Here is an 18,188-nt window from a genome sequence, read left to right as displayed (position 1 = left end):
GCGTGAACTTCCATCGGCCCCCGGCATCCGGGCCGTCCGGCTGTCGTAGGTACTGCGTGCACCAGCGGATAGCGAGATCCCCGAGGGTGCGATTAGCGGGCGGGACAACATCAGGAATTGTGCGTACTGGTTCCATCAATCGTCCCGGTACGTGCTTAGTAGGTCATCTAGGCCCGAGTCGATATCGGCAGATGCCGACTTGGTTAGCTCCACCCCGAGGCGACGGCGGGCCCCCTCGGTGGTCATCAGTTCCGAAGCAGCGGAGATGACCGAGGCGAAAAGCTGTCCGCTTACGCGCTGTCCCTGGTTGAGATTCCGGCTCATCACCTCGGCCACGTATCGGGCCTGCGCGATATCGGAGCGCTCATAGAAGAAAGACTGTCCCGACTCAAACAGCGACTCGAACCACTCAATAGCGATGGGGTGCCAATTCGGATCAGGGGCCGGATTGGACGGACGCTCACCAGCGGGAGCACGGGTAATCGGTGTGCTCGGCTCATTGGCGCGACGGCGCATGTCGGAACGCTTAGGAATAGGGCCGTGTGTGCCCATGACGAACCCCCAGGGGAAAGGACAGAGAAAGGGAAATGGGCACACTGCGTAACCGGCAGCCGGCCTGGATATCGGGGCTTTCCGTGGATTCCAAGGGAAGGGGTCCACCTGAGCGACCCCTGAACCCGTAAAGAGTCACCGCCTACACGTTTACGGTGCCCGTGACGGTCGAATGGGAGGGGGTGCCCAGGGGTCGCCTTGGAATCCACGGAAGCGCGTTCGGTCAGCGGTTACGCTGCGTCGCTTTCGCTGCGCTGCTCTCGCTGCTCGTTGAACGCTCGGACGAATGCGCGCCGTTGCTCCTCTCCTGACCCTGGGGTGTCATTCCAGAGCCGGAGGTATTCAGTTCGCTTGGCCTCATCCTCGGGCGGAAGCGAGACGCCACGGAACAGCGGGAGCGTCTGACAGTGGCAATCAGGGTGGTACTGATCCGGGTTGTCGTCACCCTTGAATGACCGAGTGGACCGGGACGAATTCCGGTCCTCGGTATAGGCAGCGCCACGACTGGCCAGCATCGCGCAGAACCCGCACGGGTCGGCATCCGTCTTGCGGTAGTAGCCGATTACCTCGGGGTCGTTCTCGCGTGCGTCGGCCAGCGCATCCCGCCCGCCATCCTCGGCCAGTCGGCCAGCATCACGGGAAAGGTTCGTGCCAGCGCGAGACATAACGTCGTCTAGCTCTGCGAGGAATTCCGGGTCATCCAACCGGCCCCGCTTGATCTCCCGAGCGACCGGCGCAGTGTGGACAAAGAACGATGCTGCCGCTTGTCGGGTTTCCGACTCGGTGTCCCGCTGACCTCCCCGGAACGTTACGGGGTGCTCTAGTGCCAGATCCCGCACACGGTTGTGATAGTCGGAACCGGCCGCAAAGGACCGGCCCCGAGCATCACTCACCATGTCGCGGTATTCCTGCCACAGCGCGTCAGAGTCGGATTCCACAGCGCGCCAACTGAGCGTTGACCACCATTCCATGACCCGCTGCATAAGCGTGCCGGAAATGGCCAACTGTTCGTTGTAGTAGGCCCGAGACGCGCGGTCGATATCCGCTTGCGTCATGCGGCCACCGGCTCAATCACGGACTTTGCCAGCGCGTTAGCCATCTTGGTTGCCGGGTCCAACTCCTCGGCCAGCGTGCGCCATTCGGCAAGCTGAGCCGGGGTCATGCCGGGCACCATCTGCCATGCAGCCTCGGGGGGAACACCCATTGCGGAAACCATCTTGCCGAGTGCGTCAACGGTTGCCGGGAAGCTGCGCGGAGTGCAGTCACGCCACACAATGTCAGCGTCGGCGGGCAGGGACTCGCCGGTTAGCTCGGCCACCGTTTGGAATACGCGACGCCATGCGCCACCGAATCCCCGCTGTCGGTCAAGAACCTTCTTGCGTAGGGATTCCTCCGCAGCCGCTAGAGCCTCGGCGCTCAGGTTCACCATGTCACCGGTGATGAAATGCGGAGGCAGCGAACCGATAGAGGCAAGGTGCTTAACGGTGTTGTTGTACGCGTCTAGGTATGGCCCAATATCTGTCGAGTCGTACTGACCAGTCTTGGTGTCCTTATCCGGGAAAACGATCAGACGCGACGCGGAGAACTCAATTGCCCGCTTACGGAAAGCACCCTTCACCCAATCCCATACGCCTCCGTTTTCCTTGGGAGGCTCGACACCGGCCACCCACTTCTGACGGTGTGCGCCGTACTGAATGGCAATGGCGGTCGATAGCTCAATGTCGTTGAGTCGGTCCTGAATGGGGATCAGTGGCTCAACCTCCCCGAGCGAGGGGACGTTAGGCGACGTTGAAGCCACGTTGCGGAACCGGATGATTGGGCAGTGAGAAAGGCCGTGCTTTAGCTGCTCGACAACAACGAAATCCGAAGCGTCGGGGGTGTCGCCTTCTTCCTTGCTGACGAGACGGAATACGAATTCGTCGTCATACAGGTCTACGGTCGCGCGACGCTCACCACCGATGAACGTTGAACCGTGGACAGCAGCGGCTACCGGGAAGGGATCGTTCGGCCGCTGGAATAGGGCCGTGACGGACAGCGGGGAAAGCGGTTCGATTTCGGGGCCGTTCGCGCCGGGGAGGACACGCACGTAAGCCTCACCGAATGCCAGCGCGTCACGGTGAACGGCTGCCTGAGCCTCTACCATGCCGTTCCGGTCCCAGGACTCCCACGCGGGGAAGTTATCGCCTCCACCGGCCGCACGGAGGCCGTCAACGTAGAGATTCGACGCGACCGCATCGACCACCAGCGGAAGGAAGTTCTTCACGCTGCGCTCACGGAACATCTGGAACTCATCGGCCGTCGCCTCGGGCAGATATGCCGGTGCGTGGTGACCGTGTAGGTACTGCTCCACCCGCTCTAGGCGGGGGTAGGTCTCGCGGTACTTCCCGAGGATTGTGTCTAGGACCGGCCCCATTGTGGGCGAGTCCGTACCCTCGGGGCCGTCCGGCCGAGTGAGCCGGGCATCAGGGGATAGCCACACGTCCATTAGCGCGCTCCATCAGAGACGATGGACGGTGCGCCGATGAGGTCAGGATTGCGGCCCGTGCGCGTCTGCTCGTACAGCCGGTCAACCATTGCTGAGTCGTAGTTGATCGCCTCAGCACCGCGACGGTTTCGAGAATTGGCGCGGGAAGTGAACCAGTCGTCAACCTCTCGTGTTAGGCGCTCCATAGCCTTGTCACCCAAGAGCATGTCGAAACCAATTCCAGTTCCGCCCACACCGTGGTCACTACGGCCCGACGGCATCTTTCCGTCACGCTGCCGATCACGGTAAGTCTTCTGCCATTCCTTGGCGTGCTTATCAAGAATTCGCTTAATCCCAGCCGGCATGGGGTCGTCCTCATCATCGAAAAGGTTTAGCGACTCCATAAGTTCGCTGCGAATCTGCGCGCGGGAAGGGCCTGCCTCTACGCGACGCTTGGAAACGTCAGCGCGCTTGGCGTCGATCTCCGCAAGCTGCGTGCGTAGCTGCTCGGCAAGGCTGGCTAGTTCGTTGTCCTCGGCGTCGAACGTGGCCGGGTCAATATCCTGGTCAGCCTCGGGTGCGGAGTTCGGGTCAAGAAAGCTCATGGATTACCCCCAATAGGTACGGTGACGGAAAGCGGGAACGATCTGCGCTCGCTCGCAAAGGTCGTAATCAGCGCCAACGGCGACCGAGGTAATGCCGCCACGTCCCAGGTACCGGGCGATCTGCTGCTTTTCCTCGCGGGTTAGTACGGGCTTGCCGAGAGTCGCGGCCCCGCCGTATTGGTACTGGTACTCACCGGCCATTTCGGAGCGGTAGCCCTCGGGGTTGCGGAACCAGCGGATAACGGCCGTCGCGCAAATCATGCGGAACAGGTAGGGCAGCGGATCGGGACGGATACCGTCGATCCACGCTGCCTCAAGGTCGATCAGCTCGGAGGTATCGAGAATTCCCGTGCTGATCATGTTCCGCTCGGCGTCGGCAAAGGTCGTGCCCATGCGCGCCTCTACGTCGTCAACGGTGCACATGGGTACCGGCTCAATTGGTGTCGTCACGCGTGAGCCTCCGGAGATCAGCGAGCAATTCAGTTAGGGGAGTAGGGCGACCGGCCAGCACATCGGCTGCCTGCCCTCGGATAAAGGCCGTGGCGATTGCCCAAGCGGCGGGGTCGTCGGCAAGCAGCGAGGTAGCAACGTCACGGTCAATGCGGATTGTGATTACGTGCACGTTGAACCCCCCGCGCGGAACCGGCGCTGTCGGATGCGAGTGGAAACCCGCTTGCATTCCTGGGAGCAGTGTTCGGAGGGAATACCGCCGTGCCGGATATCCAGGAACCGTGAGCCACAGATGCGGCAGCGGGAACGGGAGAGGGAAATTGCGGTCACGCAGTGACCCCCTTTCTGGTCTGTGACTCAAGGGGAAAAAGAAAGGCCCCTCGGGGGGAGGCGGACCGAAACCGACCGAGGGGCCCCGCCGCACATGCGCACGCTCAACCGGCAGGAGAGGGGCCGGGAGCGAACAGCGCACGGGCGAGATTTAGAGAGGCACCCCGTAACGTTCCGGGGAGGTCAACGCGAAACCCTGGGACGCCAGGACAACGAATCGCGCGCGAGTGCCTACACGTATGAGAGATCGAGTGGCTTGCGCCTGCTACTTACTACGAGCGAGTTTGTGAAGTGCATACGCGGTCGGAACGGACATAGGCCGCACGGTCGTTACCGATTCGTTATATGGATTGGAAATGCCGCCTATTCCAGCGAGGGGGAATCGGCACGGCTCAGAGAATCGACACAGCGACAGACCCCCTCTGACCTGGGGTTATGTTGTGAGTGTTGATTCTGAGACACAAACCAAGGAGTACATAGGGTTTCTATAGGGCTTGCCAAAGTGCCTCTCTGAAACAGCACTCGACACACTCGCCCCCTCCCCGCTGTGTTACGGCGCTTTTCCCGCCCGCTGCCCTCCGAGGCTCTGTACGCCTCTCTGACGGCCTCTCGACGCCTCTCCGGTACTCGGTCCCACCTCGGGGCTGTAAGGCGCTCAGACGGCCGTCTGTGGCTTCCTAGGGCATAGCAAAGGGCCCCGCCCGGATCACTCTCCGAACGGGGCCCTTGGTTCTTGCTCAGGCAGCCGTGTCCCACGCGGGCTCGTCAAGCCAATTGATCTCCATGCGGGAATCTCCGTCGAACTGGACTCCCCGCTTGGGTGCGCGCCGCACTCGGATTCGGCGGATCGCCAGTCTCAAGAGATCGCGCTTAAGCGGGAGGTCTGCCGCTTCCCACGCTTCCCGCTGCTGCTCTAGGTCCAGCAGGAACGAGATATCCACCGGCCCCGTGCCCCGTATGCCGTCGAGGGCCTTTTGCGCTGCCATGACGGCCGCGTTCGCCTCGGTGAGTTGCGGGGCGAAGAACCGCTCTGAGGGGCCGTCGAACAGTCCTGCGCGCCGGTCCTGCCAGAGGCGGGAGAGAACGCGCTCTGCGTCCGCCAGAGCGGCCCTAGCGGTCTGCTCCTCCTCGGATGCCTGCGGGTCCTTTCGGGCCGCCCAGCGCTCCGCCACGATGACCAACAGCGGGTCGTCTAGGTCGGCCGAGTGGAGGCGGGCAGACCAGCGCTGGAAGACGTATTCCTCAGCGCTGTAAGCCGCAGCGTTCGCGGGGGCGGGGCACACTCCGCCAGCGCGGGAGCGCCAACAGGCGTACGACGTTCCGGCGCTCGGCATGGACGAGAAACAGCCGCAGCATTCGAGTAGGTCAGTCAGCAGGTGCTTTGCCTTCCACGACTCGGCGTCTGCCGGGGGCCCATTTCCGCGCGATGCTGCCTGCGCCTCGTTGTATTCCTCATCGGTGAGCAGCGGCGGGCCGACCATGACGCTGACCTTTTCGCCGTTCTCGTTGAGGTAGAGCATTCGACGCGACCGGTTGTCGGAGCGTCCGGTTATCTGCCATCCGGCGTACGCGGGATTTCCGATCATGTTCGCAACGGTACTGAATGCCCAGTCACCGCCCGTGGGCGACGGAACACCGCGCTCATTCAATCGGCGTGCCATCTCTCGCTTAGTCACTCGCGCCACCGGCCATTCGTACGTAACCAAGCGGGCAATCTCCATCTTGGTTACCTGGGGCTCACCCGGAATACCTGCGGACGTTTCCGGGTCTCGCTGTAGCTTCCGTTCCTCTATCTCCTCGCCGTCCTCATCGAACGCGGAGACAGTGACGACGCGCAGACCGTAAGGGGCGACCCCGTTAAGCCACTCTCCATTTTCGAGCTGGAAAGTCTTGGTGTTCCTGACTCGCTCGCTCAGTACCTCGGTTTCCTCGCGGGCGTCCTCGGCGCGGCGGATGAGTTCTGAACGGTCCCGAGGGTTAGCGCTGTCCAGTCCGATACCGGGGTTGTCGGCGTCGCCGTTGTCGATCAGCAAGCGGCGGGGTCGGCCGTCTGCGGGCTCTACGATTGAGAGAATGGCACCGGCACCCCGGCGGGTCCATCGGTCCAAGCGGAACACCCACAGGGCCCCGATTTCGCCACGGTCCAAAGCCTGTAGCGCGAGATCCTGCTTAGGCACTTTCTTGGACCGGCGAAAGCGGGATGCCGACCCAACCTCGCGCCATACATGACGAACAGTCAGGCCGAGTAGTTCGGCCGTCTTGCGGCCTCGGGCTTCCTGTGCGCTGACCGAGATTTCCCGGCGGCCGGTCTTGCTCTTGACCGCCTGACTCTTCCGACACACCAAGTCGATGAGGTGGCTTGTGTCGTCCGTCTGTGTGTTCATGCCGGACATATTCGCAGGTCAGAGCCGCTTAGGGAAGTGTGCAACCCTCCGAGGGCCGCTACCGGCTGATGCCGGGCATCATCTCGGCCCTCACCGAGCGGGCGAACCCCTTCTCGATCCTGACCAAGGGCACGCTGATCCTGCGCGACCTGGACCTGCTGACACGGGCCGCGCGGGTGACCGACGTCGGGATCTCGGTCTCGGTCGGCTTCACCGACGACGAGCTGTGGCGCACCGTGGAACCGGGGACGCCCGCGCCGGAGCGCCGCCTGGAGGTCGTCCGGACCCTCGCCCGGCACGGCATCGGCTGCGGGGTGCTGATGGCGCCGGTCATCCCGTTCCTGGGCGACGAGCCGGCCCAGCTGCGTGCGACCGTGCGCGCCGTCGCCGCCGCGGGCGCCACGTCCGTGACACCCCTGGTGCTGCACCTGCGGCCGGGCGCCCGGGAGTGGTTCATGAGCTGGCTGGGGCACCACCACCCGCACCTGGTGCGCCGCTACGAGCGGCTGTACGCGGAGGGCGCCTACGCCCCGAAGTGGTACCAGCGCCGGATCACCCGCCAGGTGCACGACCTGGCCGAGGAGTACGGCATCGGCCCCGCGCGCGGGGGGACGCCTCGGCGGATCGCCCGGCCGGAGCCGGGTACGGGCCTCGCGGCGGCCGGGCCCTCGGCCTCCGGGGCCGCGCCGACCGAGCCGACCGAGCCGGTCCAGCTGTCGCTCCTCTGAGCATTCGAGGGCATCTACCGACCCAATTGGGTCAAGTATGAACAGAAAGCGTTCTTCTGGCGGCGCTCGCCGGGACGATGCGGCGAGGACCGCGACCCGCGCGGACCGCAGCCGCTCCGCCCTGGGAGTCCTGGGAGAACGCCATGAGACAACGCGCAGCCGTGCTGTGCGGCGCCGCCGTCATCGCCGCCGGGACCGTCACAGCGCTCCCCGCCGAGGCGAGCGCACCGCACCGGTCGGACGCCTCGCAGGCCGCGAAGCCCAGCTGGAAGAAGTGCGGCACGAGCGACTACCCCACCCTCCAGTGCGCGTCCCTCTCGGTGCCGCTCGACCACGACCGTCCGGACGGGCGGCGGATCACGCTGGCGCTGTCCCGCATCCCGCACACCGGTGCGGCGTACCAGGGCCCCTTGCTGGTCAACCCCGGCGGCCCGGGCGGCAGCGGACGGACGCTCGCCGGGTTCGTGGCGTCCTCGCTGCCCCCGGAGGTGGCCGCGCAGTACGACGTCATCGGGTTCGACCCGCGCGGGGTGGGGAAGAGCGAGCCCGCCCTCAACTGCCTGCCGGGCCACTTCGATCCGGTGCGCCCCGACTCCCTGCCCGCCGATCCGGCCGTCGAAGAAGCCAACCTCGCGCGCGCGAAGGGCTTCGCCGACGCCTGCGGCGCGAAGTACGCGGACGTGCTGCCGTACATCGACACGGTCAGCGCCGCGCGGGACGTGGACGCGATCCGCGCGGCGCTCGGCGCGGAGCGGATCAACTACTTCGGGTACTCGTACGGCACCTATCTGGGCGCCGTCTACGCGAAGCTCCACCCGGACCGCGTACGGCGCCTGGTCCTGGACTCCGTCGTCGACCCGACCGACGTCTGGTACGACGCCAACCTCAACCAGGACCACGTCTTCGACGACCGCCACCGGGCCTTCCTGGCCTGGATCGCCGAGCACGACGGGGCGTACGGGCTGGGCACCGACCCGGAGCGCGTCGAGACCGCGTGGTACGCCATGCGGACGGCACTGGCGAAGGAGCCGGCGGGCGGGAAGGTCGGCGCCTCGGAACTGGAGGACACCTTCCTCCCCGGCGGCTACTACAACGGCTACTGGCCCTATCTGGCGGAGGCGTTCGCCGCGTACGTGAACGACGCCGACACCGGCCTGCTGGTGGAGGCGTACGAGAACTTCGGTGCCGTGGACGCCTCCGGGGAGAACGGCTACAGCGTCTACGCCTCCGTGCAGTGCCGCGACGCCGGGTGGCCGCGCGACTGGGACGAGTGGCGCGACGACAACGAGGACGTGTACGAGAAGGCGCCCTTCATGACCTGGAACAACGCCTGGTACAACGCGCCGTGCGCCTTCTGGCCCACCGCGTCGCGGCGGCCGGTGGACGTCACCAACCGGGAACTCCCGCCGGCCCTGCTGTTCCAGGCGACCGGCGACGCGGCCACCCCCTACGAGGGCGGCGTCACCGTGCACCGGCTGCTGCGCGGCTCCAGCCTGGTGGTCGAGGAGGGCGGCGGGAACCACGGCATCACGCTGAGCGGCAACACCTGTCTGGACGAGCACCTGGCCGCCTACCTCGCCGACGGCACCGTGCCGCGCGGCGACGGCGAGGCGGACGCCGTGTGCGCGGCGCTGCCCGCGCCGAAGCCACTGGAGTCCAAGGCGGCGTCCGCATCCTCACGCGGCTCGACGCTGCACGGGCTGCTCGGCTTCCGGGGGTAGCCCTCCCCCGCCGGACGGGCGGGCCGACGGCCCGTCGGGGGCGTTGTCGGACCCGTGGTCCACCATGGACGCATGAGTGAGCTGACCAGGATCCCCGCTCCCGAGGGCGTCGCGCCCGCCGCCCAGTACGCCCATGTCGTCCTCGGTACCGGGCGGTTCGTGGCCGTCTCCGGTCAACTCGCCCTGGACGAGGACGGCGAGGTGGTCGGCGCGGGCGACCCCGCGGCCCAGGCCCGCCAGGTCTTCGAGAACCTGCACAGGTGCCTGGCGGCGGCCGGCGCGACCTTCGACGACGTGGTGAAGCTGACCTATTTCGTCACGGACATGGCGCACATGCCCGCGATCCGCGCGGCCCGCGCCGCGTACATACCCGACGACCGGTTGCCCGCCGCCTCCGCGGTGCGGGTCGCGGGCCTGGTCCGGCCGGAGTTCCTGATGGAGATCGAGGCGTTCGCGGTCGTCGCCCCGTGAGCGCGGCTCACGTCCGGGAGATGAGGCTCGCCGACTGCGACCGGGTGTCCGAGATCCGCGTCCCAGGCCCGAGGCGACTGACCGGCTGAGGGCTCATCGCCGGCCCGGGATCCGCGCCAGCGCCCGTACCGCCGCCTCCGCCAGGGCCGGGTGGGCCAGGGCCTCCTTCAGGACGGGTTCGGCCCGGCGGTCGCCGAGGGTGCCGAGCCCCTCGACGCAGGCGAGCGCCACCCGCCGGTACGGGTCGTGCGGACGCAGCCGTCGCTTCAGCGTGGTGATCAGGGCGGGCACGGCCTCGGGAGCGCGCAGCTCGACCAGCAGCCGTACCGGGTGCAGGGCGTAGGCGACCCGCAGTTCGTTGGTGGCGAGGGCGGCGGCGGCGCGGGCGGTGCGGGGGTCACCGAGACGGGCGAGGGCGTGGGCCGCGGCGGCGCAGCGCGGCGGGTCGCGGTGGTTCAGCAGCAGCACGAGAGCCTCGAAGGCCCGCGGGTCGCCCGCCACGCCCAGCCGGAACGCGGCCAGTTCCCGGGCCCAGAGCTGGTGCCCGGGCTCGGTGAGCACCGCGGCCAGCTCGTCCGGGTCCTCGGTCGCCACCAGCCGGTCGTACGCCACCGGACCGTCCGGTCCCGGCGCGTCCGCTTCGGCCCGTAAGCGCTCCGTGAGCGTTCGCAACTCTTCGTCCATAACACCGAGGTTAGGGGCGTCGTGGGCCGCGTGGGACGTACATCACGAACACCGGGGGCTGGCGCGCTCGTTACCCGCGAGTTAATCTCAGACGAGCGAGTTACCCACTCGCGGTACTCCTCACGGCGGTTTGGTGACGCAGCCGCGGTGAGAGCAGTCGGTCCGGTACCGGGCACTCAGGTACCGCAGCGCGACCGCGCCCCGGGACAGGGCCGGTCGGACACCGCCGCCGCGCGGGCGTGTGCACGCCCTCCGCGCCGGCACCGGGCGTGTGCGCCAGTCAGCCCGGCAACACCCGCACTCCTTCCCTCACGCACCCCGTCGCGCCCGTGGCGCGTCCGGGGACGTTCCCGTCGTCACCCTCATTCCTGGAGTCCCGCGATGGCCACTCCCCTGTCCCACACCTCTCTGTCCCCGTTCCGGACCATCGCCGTCGTCGGCCTCGGCACCATGGGCACCGGCATCGCCGAGGTCCTGGCCCGGGCCGGCCGCGACGTCGTCGGCATCGACGTCAGCGAGGCACAGGCCACGACCGCCGTCGCCGCGCTGGAGTCCTCGACGGCCCGTTCCGTCGAGCGCGGACGCCTCACCGAGCAGGAGCGCGCCGAGGCCCTCGCCCGCGTCCGCACCTCGACCGACCTGCGCCAGGCCGCCGACGCCGACCTGGTGATCGAGGTGGTCCCGGAGTCGTACGAGATCAAGCAGCAGGTCTTCCGGGAGCTGGACGGGATCGTGCGCCCCGAGACGATCCTGGCGACCGGCACCAACGCCCTGTCCGTCACGCGGCTGGCCGCCGAGTCGTCCCGCCCGGAGCGGGTGCTCGGCCTGCACTTCTTCAACCCGGCCCCGGCGATGAAGCTGGTGGAGGTCGTCTCCTCCGTGCTCACCTCCCCGGGCGCCGTGGCGGCGGTCACCGATCTCGCCCTCGACCTCGGCAAGGAGCCCGTCGCGGTCGGCGACCGGCCCGGGTTCGTCGCCGACGGTCTGCTGTTCGGCTACCTCAACCAGGCCGCGGCGATGTACGAGGCGAACTACGCCTCCCGCGAGGACATCGACGCCGCGATGCGGCTCGGCTGCGGACTGCCGATGGGGCCGCTGGCACTGCTGGACCTGATCGGAGTGGACACCGCGCGCACGGTCCTGGAGGCCATGTACACCGCCTCGCACGACCGTCTGCACGCCCCCGCCCCGATCCTCCGCCAGCTCAGCGAGGCCGGCCTGACGGGCCGCAAGGCCGGGCGCGGCTTCTACACCTACGAGGCGCCGGGCAGCGCGGTCGTCGTCCCCGACGCCCTGACCCCGCGGGCGGGCGACACCCCCGTCCCGGGCCGTCCCGTGCGCTCGGTGGGCGTCGCCGGTTCCGGCACCATGGCGTCCGGCATCGCCGAGGTGTTCGCCAAGGCCGGGTACGAGGTCGTGCTCGCCGCCCGCAGCGCGGAGAAGGCCCAGACGGCCAAGGCCCGGATCGGGAAGTCCCTGGCCCGGGGCGTCGACAAGGGCCGGATCACCGCCGAGGCCGCCGCGCGGACGCTGGAGCGGATCACGCCGACGGGCACCTACGACGACTTCGGCGACGTCGATCTCGCCGTCGAGGCGGTCGCGGAGGACCTGGAGGTCAAGCGGCAGCTGTTCGCCACGCTGGACAAGGTCTGCAAGCCCGGCGCGGTGCTCGCCACCACCACCTCCTCCCTGCCCGTCGTCGCCTGCGCCCGCGCCACCTCGCGCCCGCAGGACGTGATCGGCATGCACTTCTTCAACCCGGCGCCGGCCATGAAGCTGGTCGAGGTGGTCCGCACCGTGCTGACGGCCGACGACGTGCACGCCACCGTCCGCGAGGTCTGCGCGAAGATCCGCAAGCACGCCGTGGACTGCGGCGACCGGGCCGGTTTCATCGTCAACGCGCTGCTCTTCCCGTACCTGAACAACGCCGTGAAGATGGTCCAGGAGCACTACGCGACGCTGGACGACATCGACGCGGCGATGAAGCTGGGCGGCGGCTACCCGATGGGCCCCTTCGAGCTGCTCGACGTGGTCGGGCTGGACGTCTCGCTGGCCATCGAGAAGGTCCTGCACCGCGAGTTCCGCGACCCGGGACTGGCTCCGGCGCCACTCCTGGAGCACCTGGTGGCCGCGGGCTGCCTCGGCCGCAAGACGGGCCGCGGTTTCCGCGAGTATGCCCGCCGCTGAGCGGCCGGGCGACTGGTTCCGGCCCGAGGAGGACTGGGGCGGCCTGCTGGATCCCGCCGGGTCTCCCCCGCCCCCTTCGGGCGGGGGAATCCCCGGTCACGCGCATGATTGCGTGCACATGCAGTACGTTCGGGTCATGTCCCAGCCCGCCAGGTCCTCACGTACACCAGCCACGCCCGACGCGCCGGAGAGCGCGGCCGGCGGCCGAGCCGCCGCCCAGCGGCTCAAAATGCGCCGGGAGCTGGCGGCAGCCGCGATGGAGCTGTTCGCGACCAAGGGGTACGAGGCGACCACGGTCGACGAGATCGCGGCGCAGGCCGGGGTCGCGCGCCGGACCTTCTTCCGGCACTTCCGCTCCAAGGAAGAGGCGATCTTCCCGGACCACGACGACACCCTGGTCCGCGCCGAGGCGGTGCTCAACGCGGCGCCCGCGCACGAGCACCCGCTCGACACGGTGTGCCGCGGCATCAAAGAGGTCATGAAGATGTACGCGGCCCGGCCGGAGATCTCGGTCGCCCGCTACAAGCTGACGCGCGAGGTGCCTACCCTGCGGGAGGCGGAGATCGCCTCCGTGGCCCGCTACGAGCGCCTCTTCACCCGCTATCTGCTGGGCCACTTCGACGAGCACGCGCACGACGACGACGCCAACGACGACCCGCTGCTGGCGGAGGTCGCCGCGTCCGCCGTGGTCACCGCCCACAACCACGTGCTGCGGCGCTGGCTCAGGGCGGGCGGGCAGGGGGACGTGGAGGCCCAGCTCGACCACGCCTTCGCGATCGTGCGCCGGACGTTCGGTACGGGCATCGGCGCCGGACGCTCCACCACCGCGGCACGGCCGGCCTCCGCCTCGGCCGCCGTGCAGGGCGAGGTGCTGGTGACGGTGGCGCGCACCGACGCACCGCTGCACGAGGTCATGCGCACCATCGAACAGGCCCTCAAGGAGCACTGAACCCCCTTCTCCCGCTGTGACGACGGCCACCCCTCGGGTGGCCGTTTTTGCATGTCAGTGCCCCTTTTCACCGGCGCCGGGACCCCGGTTCGATCGATCATCGCTCATCTGTCGGGTAAAGAATTCATCTGAGAGCAGGTTCTGGCACTCAGTGCCTTGCGGGGTGACACGCGGTGTCATACGTTGAAGGTGTTCGGGCTGTCCCCGCACCTCATCCCCTGCGCGTCCGAACGCCTGCGTCACAGGCACCCTCACCCACCCTCATCAGCACCGACGTAACCCTCAGCGCCCCTCCCTCAGGGCGCTCACCGCCGGAGGCAACACCGTGAAGGACATCCTGGACGCGATCCAGTCGCCCGACTCCACGCCGGCCGACATCGCCGCACTGCCGATCCCCGAGTCGTACCGCGCGATCACCGTGCACAAGGACGAGACCGAGATGTTCGCGGGCCTCGAGACCCGCGACAAGGACCCGCGCAAGTCGATCCACCTGGACGAGGTGCCGGTGCCCGAGCTGGGCCCCGGTGAGGCTCTGGTGGCCGTCATGGCCTCCTCGGTCAACTACAACTCGGTGTGGACCTCGATCTTCGAGCCGCTGTCGACGTTCGGCTTCCTGGAGCGCTACGGCCGCACCAACGAGCTGGCCAAGCGCCACGACCTGCCGTACCACATCATCGGCTCCGACCTGGCCGGCGTCGTGCTGCGCACCGGCCCCGGCGTCAACGCCTGGCAGCCCGGCGACGAGGTCGTCGCGCACTGCCTCTCCGTGGAGCTGGAGTCGTCCGACGGCCACAACGACACGATGCTCGACCCCGAGCAGCGCATCTGGGGATTCGAGACCAACTTCGGCGGCCTCGCGGAGATCGCCCTCGTCAAGTCCAACCAGCTGATGCCCAAGCCGGGCCACCTCAGCTGGGAGGAGGCCGCCGCCCCCGGCCTGGTCAACTCCACCGCGTACCGCCAGCTGGTCTCCCGCAACGGCGCCGCCATGAAGCAGGGCGACAACGTGCTCATCTGGGGCGCCAGCGGCGGTCTCGGCTCCTACGCCACCCAGTTCGCGCTGGCCGGCGGCGCCAACCCGATCTGCGTCGTCTCCTCGCCCCAGAAGGCGGAGATCTGCCGCTCCATGGGCGCCGACGCGATCATCGACCGCAACGCCGAGGGCTACCGGTTCTGGAAGGACGAGCAGACCCAGGACCCGAAGGAGTGGAAGCGCTTCGGCAAGCGCATCCGCGAGCTCACCGGCGGCGAGGACATCGACATCGTCTTCGAGCACCCCGGCCGCGAGACCTTCGGCGCGAGTGTCTTCGTCACCCGCAAGGGCGGCACCATCACCACGTGCGCCTCGACCTCGGGCTACATGCACGAGTACGACAACCGCTACCTGTGGATGTCCCTGAAGCGCATCATCGGCTCCCACTTCGCCAACTACCGCGAGGCCTGGGAGGCCAACCGCCTGATCGCCAAGGGCAAGATCCACCCCACGCTCTCCAAGGTGTACTCCCTGGAGGACACCGGCCAGGCCGCCCACGACGTCCACCGCAACGCCCACCAGGGCAAGGTCGGCGTGCTGTGCCTCGCCCCCGAGGAGGGCCTGGGCGTGCGCGACGAGGAGATGCGGGCCCAGCACCTCGACGCCATCAACCGCTTCCGGAACATCTGAGGAGCGTCGCATGAGTGAGCGTCAGAAGGACCGGCCGTGGCTGATGCGGACCTACGCCGGTCACTCCACGGCCGAGGCGTCCAACGAGCTGTACCGGCGCAACCTCGCCAAGGGGCAGACGGGTCTGTCGGTCGCCTTCGACCTGCCGACCCAGACCGGCTACGACTCCGACCACGTCCTCGCCCGCGGCGAGGTGGGCCGGGTCGGGGTCCCGGTCGCGCACCTCGGTGACATGCGCCGGCTGTTCCAGGACATCCCCCTGGACCAGATGAACACCTCGATGACCATCAACGCCACGGCCATGTGGCTGCTGGCGCTCTACCAGGTCGTCGCCGAGGAGCAGGGTGTCGACATCACCAGGCTCCAGGGCACGACCCAGAACGACATCGTCAAGGAGTACCTGTCCCGGGGGACGCACGTCTTCCCGCCGGGACCGTCCCTCCGCCTGACGACGGACATGATCGCGTACACGGTCTCCCACATCCCGAAGTGGAACCCGATCAACATCTGCAGTTACCACCTGCAGGAGGCGGGCGCCACGCCGGTACAGGAGATCGCGTACGCGATGTCCACCGCGATCGCCGTGCTGGACGCCGTCCGCGACGGCGGCCAGGTGCCCGAGGAGCGCATGGGCGACGTCGTCGGCCGCATCTCGTTCTTCGTGAACGCGGGTGTCCGGTTCGTCGAGGAGATGTGCAAGATGCGGGCCTTCGGCCGCATCTGGGACCGCATCACCCGCGAGCGCTACGGCATCGAGGACCCCAAGCACCGCCGCTTCCGCTACGGCGTCCAGGTCAACTCCCTCGGCCTGACGGAGGCCCAGCCGGAGAACAACGTCCAGCGGATCGTGCTGGAGATGCTGGCGGTCACCCTCTCCAAGGACGCCCGCGCGCGTGCCGTGCAGCTGCCCGCCTGGAACGAGGCGCTGGGCCTGCCCCGCCCCTGGGACCAGCAGTGGTCGCTGCGCATCCAGCAGGTGCTGGCCTACGAGAGCGACCTGCTGGAGTACGGCGACCTCTTCGAGGGCTCGAAGGTGGTCGAGGCGAAGGTGGACGAGCTGGTCGAGGAGTCGTTCGCCGAGATCGAGCGCATCCAGGAGATGGGCGGCGCGATGGCCGCCGTCGAGTCCGGCTACCTCAAGTCCCAGCTGGTCTCCTCGCACGCCGAGCGCCGGGCCCGGATCGAGTCGGGCGAGGAGAAGATCATCGGTGTCAACGCCTTCGAGGGCACCGAGCCCAACCCGCTGACCGCCGACCTGGACACCGCGATCCAGACCGTCGACCCGGCGGTGGAGGCCCGCGTCATCGCCTCGCTCCAGCACTGGCGGGACACCCGCTACCAGCCGCCCTTCAACCACCCGCGCCCCTGCAAGGCGCTGGAGAAGCTGAAGGAGGCCGCCAAGGGCACCGACAACCTCATGGAGGCCACCCTGGAGTGCGCCCGCGCCGGCGTCACGACCGGCGAGTGGGCCGGGGCCCTGCGCGAGGTGTTCGGCGAGTTCCGGGCGCCGACCGGCGTGTCGTCGGCGCCGGTCGCCCTGCCCGCCGAGGAGGGCTCGGCGCTGGCCCTGGTGCGCCGCAAGGTGGAACTGACGGCCAAGGACCTCGGCGTGGGCAAGCTGCGCTTCCTGGTCGGCAAGCCGGGCCTGGACGGCCACTCCAACGGCGCCGAGCAGATCGCCGTGCGCGCCCGGGACGCCGGCTTCGAGGTGGTCTACCAGGGCATCCGGCTCACCCCGGAGCAGATCGTGGACGCGGCCCTCGCCGAGGACGTGCACGCGGTGGGCCTGTCGATCCTCTCCGGTTCGCACGCCCAGCTGGTGCCGGACGTACTGGAACGGCTGCATGTGGCCGGTGCCACAGATATTCCGGTGATCGCCGGTGGCATCATCCCAGGCGGTGACGCCGAACAGCTGCGGGCCGCGGGAGTGGCCGCGGTCTTCACCCCGAAGGACTTCGACATCACCGGAATCATCGGCCGCATCGTCGACGAGATCCGCAAAGCGAACAAGCTCGACCCCCTGGAGGTCCCCGCATGACCACGGTCAACCGCCTTCGCCCCCGGCGTTCCTGCCTCGCCGTACCGGGGAGCAACCCGCGCTTCCTGGAGAAGGCCCAGGGCCTCCCCGCCGACCAGGTCTTCCTCGACCTGGAGGACGCCTGCGCGCCGCTCGCCAAGCCGGAGGCGCGGCACACCATCGTCAAGTTCCTCAACGAGGGCGACTGGACCGGGAAGACCCGCGTCGTCCGCGTCAACGACTGGACGACCGAGTGGACGTACCGCGACGTCGTGACGGTGGTGGAGGGCGCGGGCCCGAACCTGGACTGCATCATGCTGCCGAAGGTCCAGGACGCCCGGCAGGTGGTGGCCCTCGACCTCCTGCTCACCCAGATCGAGAAGACGATGGGCTTCGAGGTCGGCCGGATCGGCATCGAGGCGCAGATCGAGAACGCGCAGGGCCTGAACAACGTCAACGAGATCGCCCAGGCCTCCCCGCGGGTGGAGACCATCATCTTCGGCCCGGCCGACTTCATGGCGTCCATCAACATGAAGTCCCTGGTCGTCGGCGAGCAGCCGCCCGGCTACCCGGCGGACGCCTACCACTACATCCTGATGAAGATCCTCATGGCCGCCCGCGCCAACAACCTCCAGGCCATCGACGGCCCGTACCTCCAGATCCGCAACGTCGACGGCTACCGCGAGGTCGCGCAGCGCGCCGCCGCCCTCGGCTTCGACGGCAAGTGGGTGCTGCACCCTGGCCAGGTCGAGGCGTCCAACGAGATCTTCTCGCCCTCCCAGGAGGACTACGACCACGCCGAGCTGATCCTGGACGCGTACGACTACTACACGTCCGAGGCGGGCGGCAAGAAGGGCTCCGCGATGCTCGGCGACGAGATGATCGACGAGGCCAGCCGCAAGATGGCCCTGGTCGTCTCCGGCAAGGGCCGCGCCGCCGGCATGACGCGTACCAGCACGTTCGAGATCCCGGAGGCCTGACAG

General features: G+C 68.1%; 14 protein-coding genes and 1 pseudogene. 8 read left to right on the top strand and 7 right to left on the bottom strand.

All coding sequences use genetic code 11. The features are described from left to right. Positions 1-135: 135 nt before the first annotated feature. The 6 genes from SAM23877_RS28880 to SAM23877_RS28855 all read right to left on the bottom strand — a co-directional run bounded on the left by SAM23877_RS28880 (position 136) and on the right by SAM23877_RS28855 (position 6,785). Positions 136-552 (bottom strand): phage terminase small subunit, encoded by a 417-nt coding sequence (locus tag SAM23877_RS28880; RefSeq protein WP_053142986.1) that lies wholly within the window; start codon positions 550-552, stop codon positions 136-138. Between the two features lie 230 nt (positions 553-782). Continuing rightward, positions 783-1,607, bottom strand: a complete 825-nt coding sequence (locus tag SAM23877_RS28875; protein ID WP_053139399.1) for a VG15 protein — start codon at positions 1,605-1,607, stop codon at positions 783-785. Continuing rightward, on the bottom strand, positions 1,604-2,965 hold the full coding sequence (locus SAM23877_RS28870; RefSeq protein ID WP_280518091.1) for a phage portal protein: 1,362 nt from the start codon (positions 2,963-2,965) through the stop codon (positions 1,604-1,606). The genes SAM23877_RS28875 and SAM23877_RS28870 overlap by 4 nt, the downstream gene beginning before the upstream one ends. Before the next feature lie 71 nt (positions 2,966-3,036). After that, positions 3,037-3,621, bottom strand: coding sequence for a hypothetical protein (locus SAM23877_RS28865; RefSeq protein ID WP_053139396.1), 585 nt, complete (start codon positions 3,619-3,621; stop codon positions 3,037-3,039). A 3-nt stretch (positions 3,622-3,624) separates the two neighbouring features. Continuing rightward, entirely contained in the window at positions 3,625-4,014 is a 390-nt protein-coding gene (locus SAM23877_RS28860; protein WP_159042007.1) for a hypothetical protein, read from the bottom strand. A 1,124-nt stretch (positions 4,015-5,138) separates the two neighbouring features. After that, the gene (locus tag SAM23877_RS28855) at positions 5,139-6,785 is read right to left on the bottom strand and encodes a recombinase family protein (RefSeq protein ID WP_053142984.1); all 1,647 of its coding nucleotides are present in this window, start codon (positions 6,783-6,785) and stop codon (positions 5,139-5,141) included. Between the two features lie 41 nt (positions 6,786-6,826). On the opposite strand from SAM23877_RS28855, the pseudogene SAM23877_RS28850 reads away from it, so the two are divergent. The 3 genes and pseudogenes from SAM23877_RS28850 to SAM23877_RS28840 form a co-directional block, all read left to right on the top strand. Further along, positions 6,827-7,513: pseudogene (locus SAM23877_RS28850) on the top strand (radical SAM family protein); the annotation flags it as partial. Positions 7,514-7,656: 143 nt separating this feature from the next. Continuing rightward, positions 7,657-9,234, top strand: a complete 1,578-nt coding sequence (locus SAM23877_RS28845; RefSeq protein ID WP_053139392.1) for an alpha/beta hydrolase — start codon at positions 7,657-7,659, stop codon at positions 9,232-9,234. A 72-nt stretch (positions 9,235-9,306) separates the two neighbouring features. Further along, positions 9,307-9,705: a RidA family protein gene (locus SAM23877_RS28840; RefSeq protein ID WP_053139390.1), complete on the top strand. Its 399-nt coding sequence runs from the start codon at positions 9,307-9,309 to the stop codon at positions 9,703-9,705. Positions 9,706-9,798: 93 nt separating this feature from the next. Here the strand turns inward: SAM23877_RS28840 and SAM23877_RS28835 are convergent, their stop codons facing one another. After that, positions 9,799-10,389 (bottom strand): adenylosuccinate lyase, encoded by a 591-nt coding sequence (locus SAM23877_RS28835; RefSeq protein ID WP_053139388.1) that lies wholly within the window; start codon positions 10,387-10,389, stop codon positions 9,799-9,801. A gap of 381 nt (positions 10,390-10,770) precedes the next feature. On the opposite strand from SAM23877_RS28835, the gene SAM23877_RS28830 reads away from it, so the two are divergent. The 5 genes from SAM23877_RS28830 (at position 10,771) to SAM23877_RS28810 (ending at position 18,185) form a co-directional block, all read left to right on the top strand. Next, positions 10,771-12,576, top strand: a complete 1,806-nt coding sequence (locus SAM23877_RS28830) for a 3-hydroxyacyl-CoA dehydrogenase family protein (RefSeq protein WP_053139386.1) — start codon at positions 10,771-10,773, stop codon at positions 12,574-12,576. Between the two features lie 136 nt (positions 12,577-12,712). After that, a complete protein-coding gene (locus tag SAM23877_RS28825; RefSeq protein WP_063484589.1) occupies positions 12,713-13,525 on the top strand; it encodes a TetR family transcriptional regulator in 813 nt (270 codons plus the stop codon). Between the two features lie 325 nt (positions 13,526-13,850). Then, positions 13,851-15,188: a crotonyl-CoA carboxylase/reductase gene (gene ccrA, locus SAM23877_RS28820; RefSeq protein ID WP_053139382.1), complete on the top strand. Its 1,338-nt coding sequence runs from the start codon at positions 13,851-13,853 to the stop codon at positions 15,186-15,188. A gap of 10 nt (positions 15,189-15,198) precedes the next feature. Further along, positions 15,199-17,226 (top strand): protein meaA, encoded by a 2,028-nt coding sequence (locus tag SAM23877_RS28815; RefSeq protein WP_053139380.1) that lies wholly within the window; start codon positions 15,199-15,201, stop codon positions 17,224-17,226. Then, positions 17,223-18,185 carry an HpcH/HpaI aldolase/citrate lyase family protein gene (locus tag SAM23877_RS28810; RefSeq protein ID WP_053139379.1) on the top strand — a complete coding sequence of 321 codons (963 nt, stop codon included), beginning with the start codon at positions 17,223-17,225 and terminating at the stop codon, positions 18,183-18,185. Before SAM23877_RS28815 ends, SAM23877_RS28810 begins: the two co-directional genes overlap by 4 nt. The last annotated feature ends 3 nt before the right edge of the window (positions 18,186-18,188 follow it).

This window comes from Streptomyces ambofaciens ATCC 23877, from assembly GCF_001267885.1.
Lineage (GTDB): Bacteria > Actinomycetota > Actinomycetes > Streptomycetales > Streptomycetaceae > Streptomyces > Streptomyces ambofaciens.
This window is presented reverse-complemented; position numbering and strand designations above follow the sequence as displayed.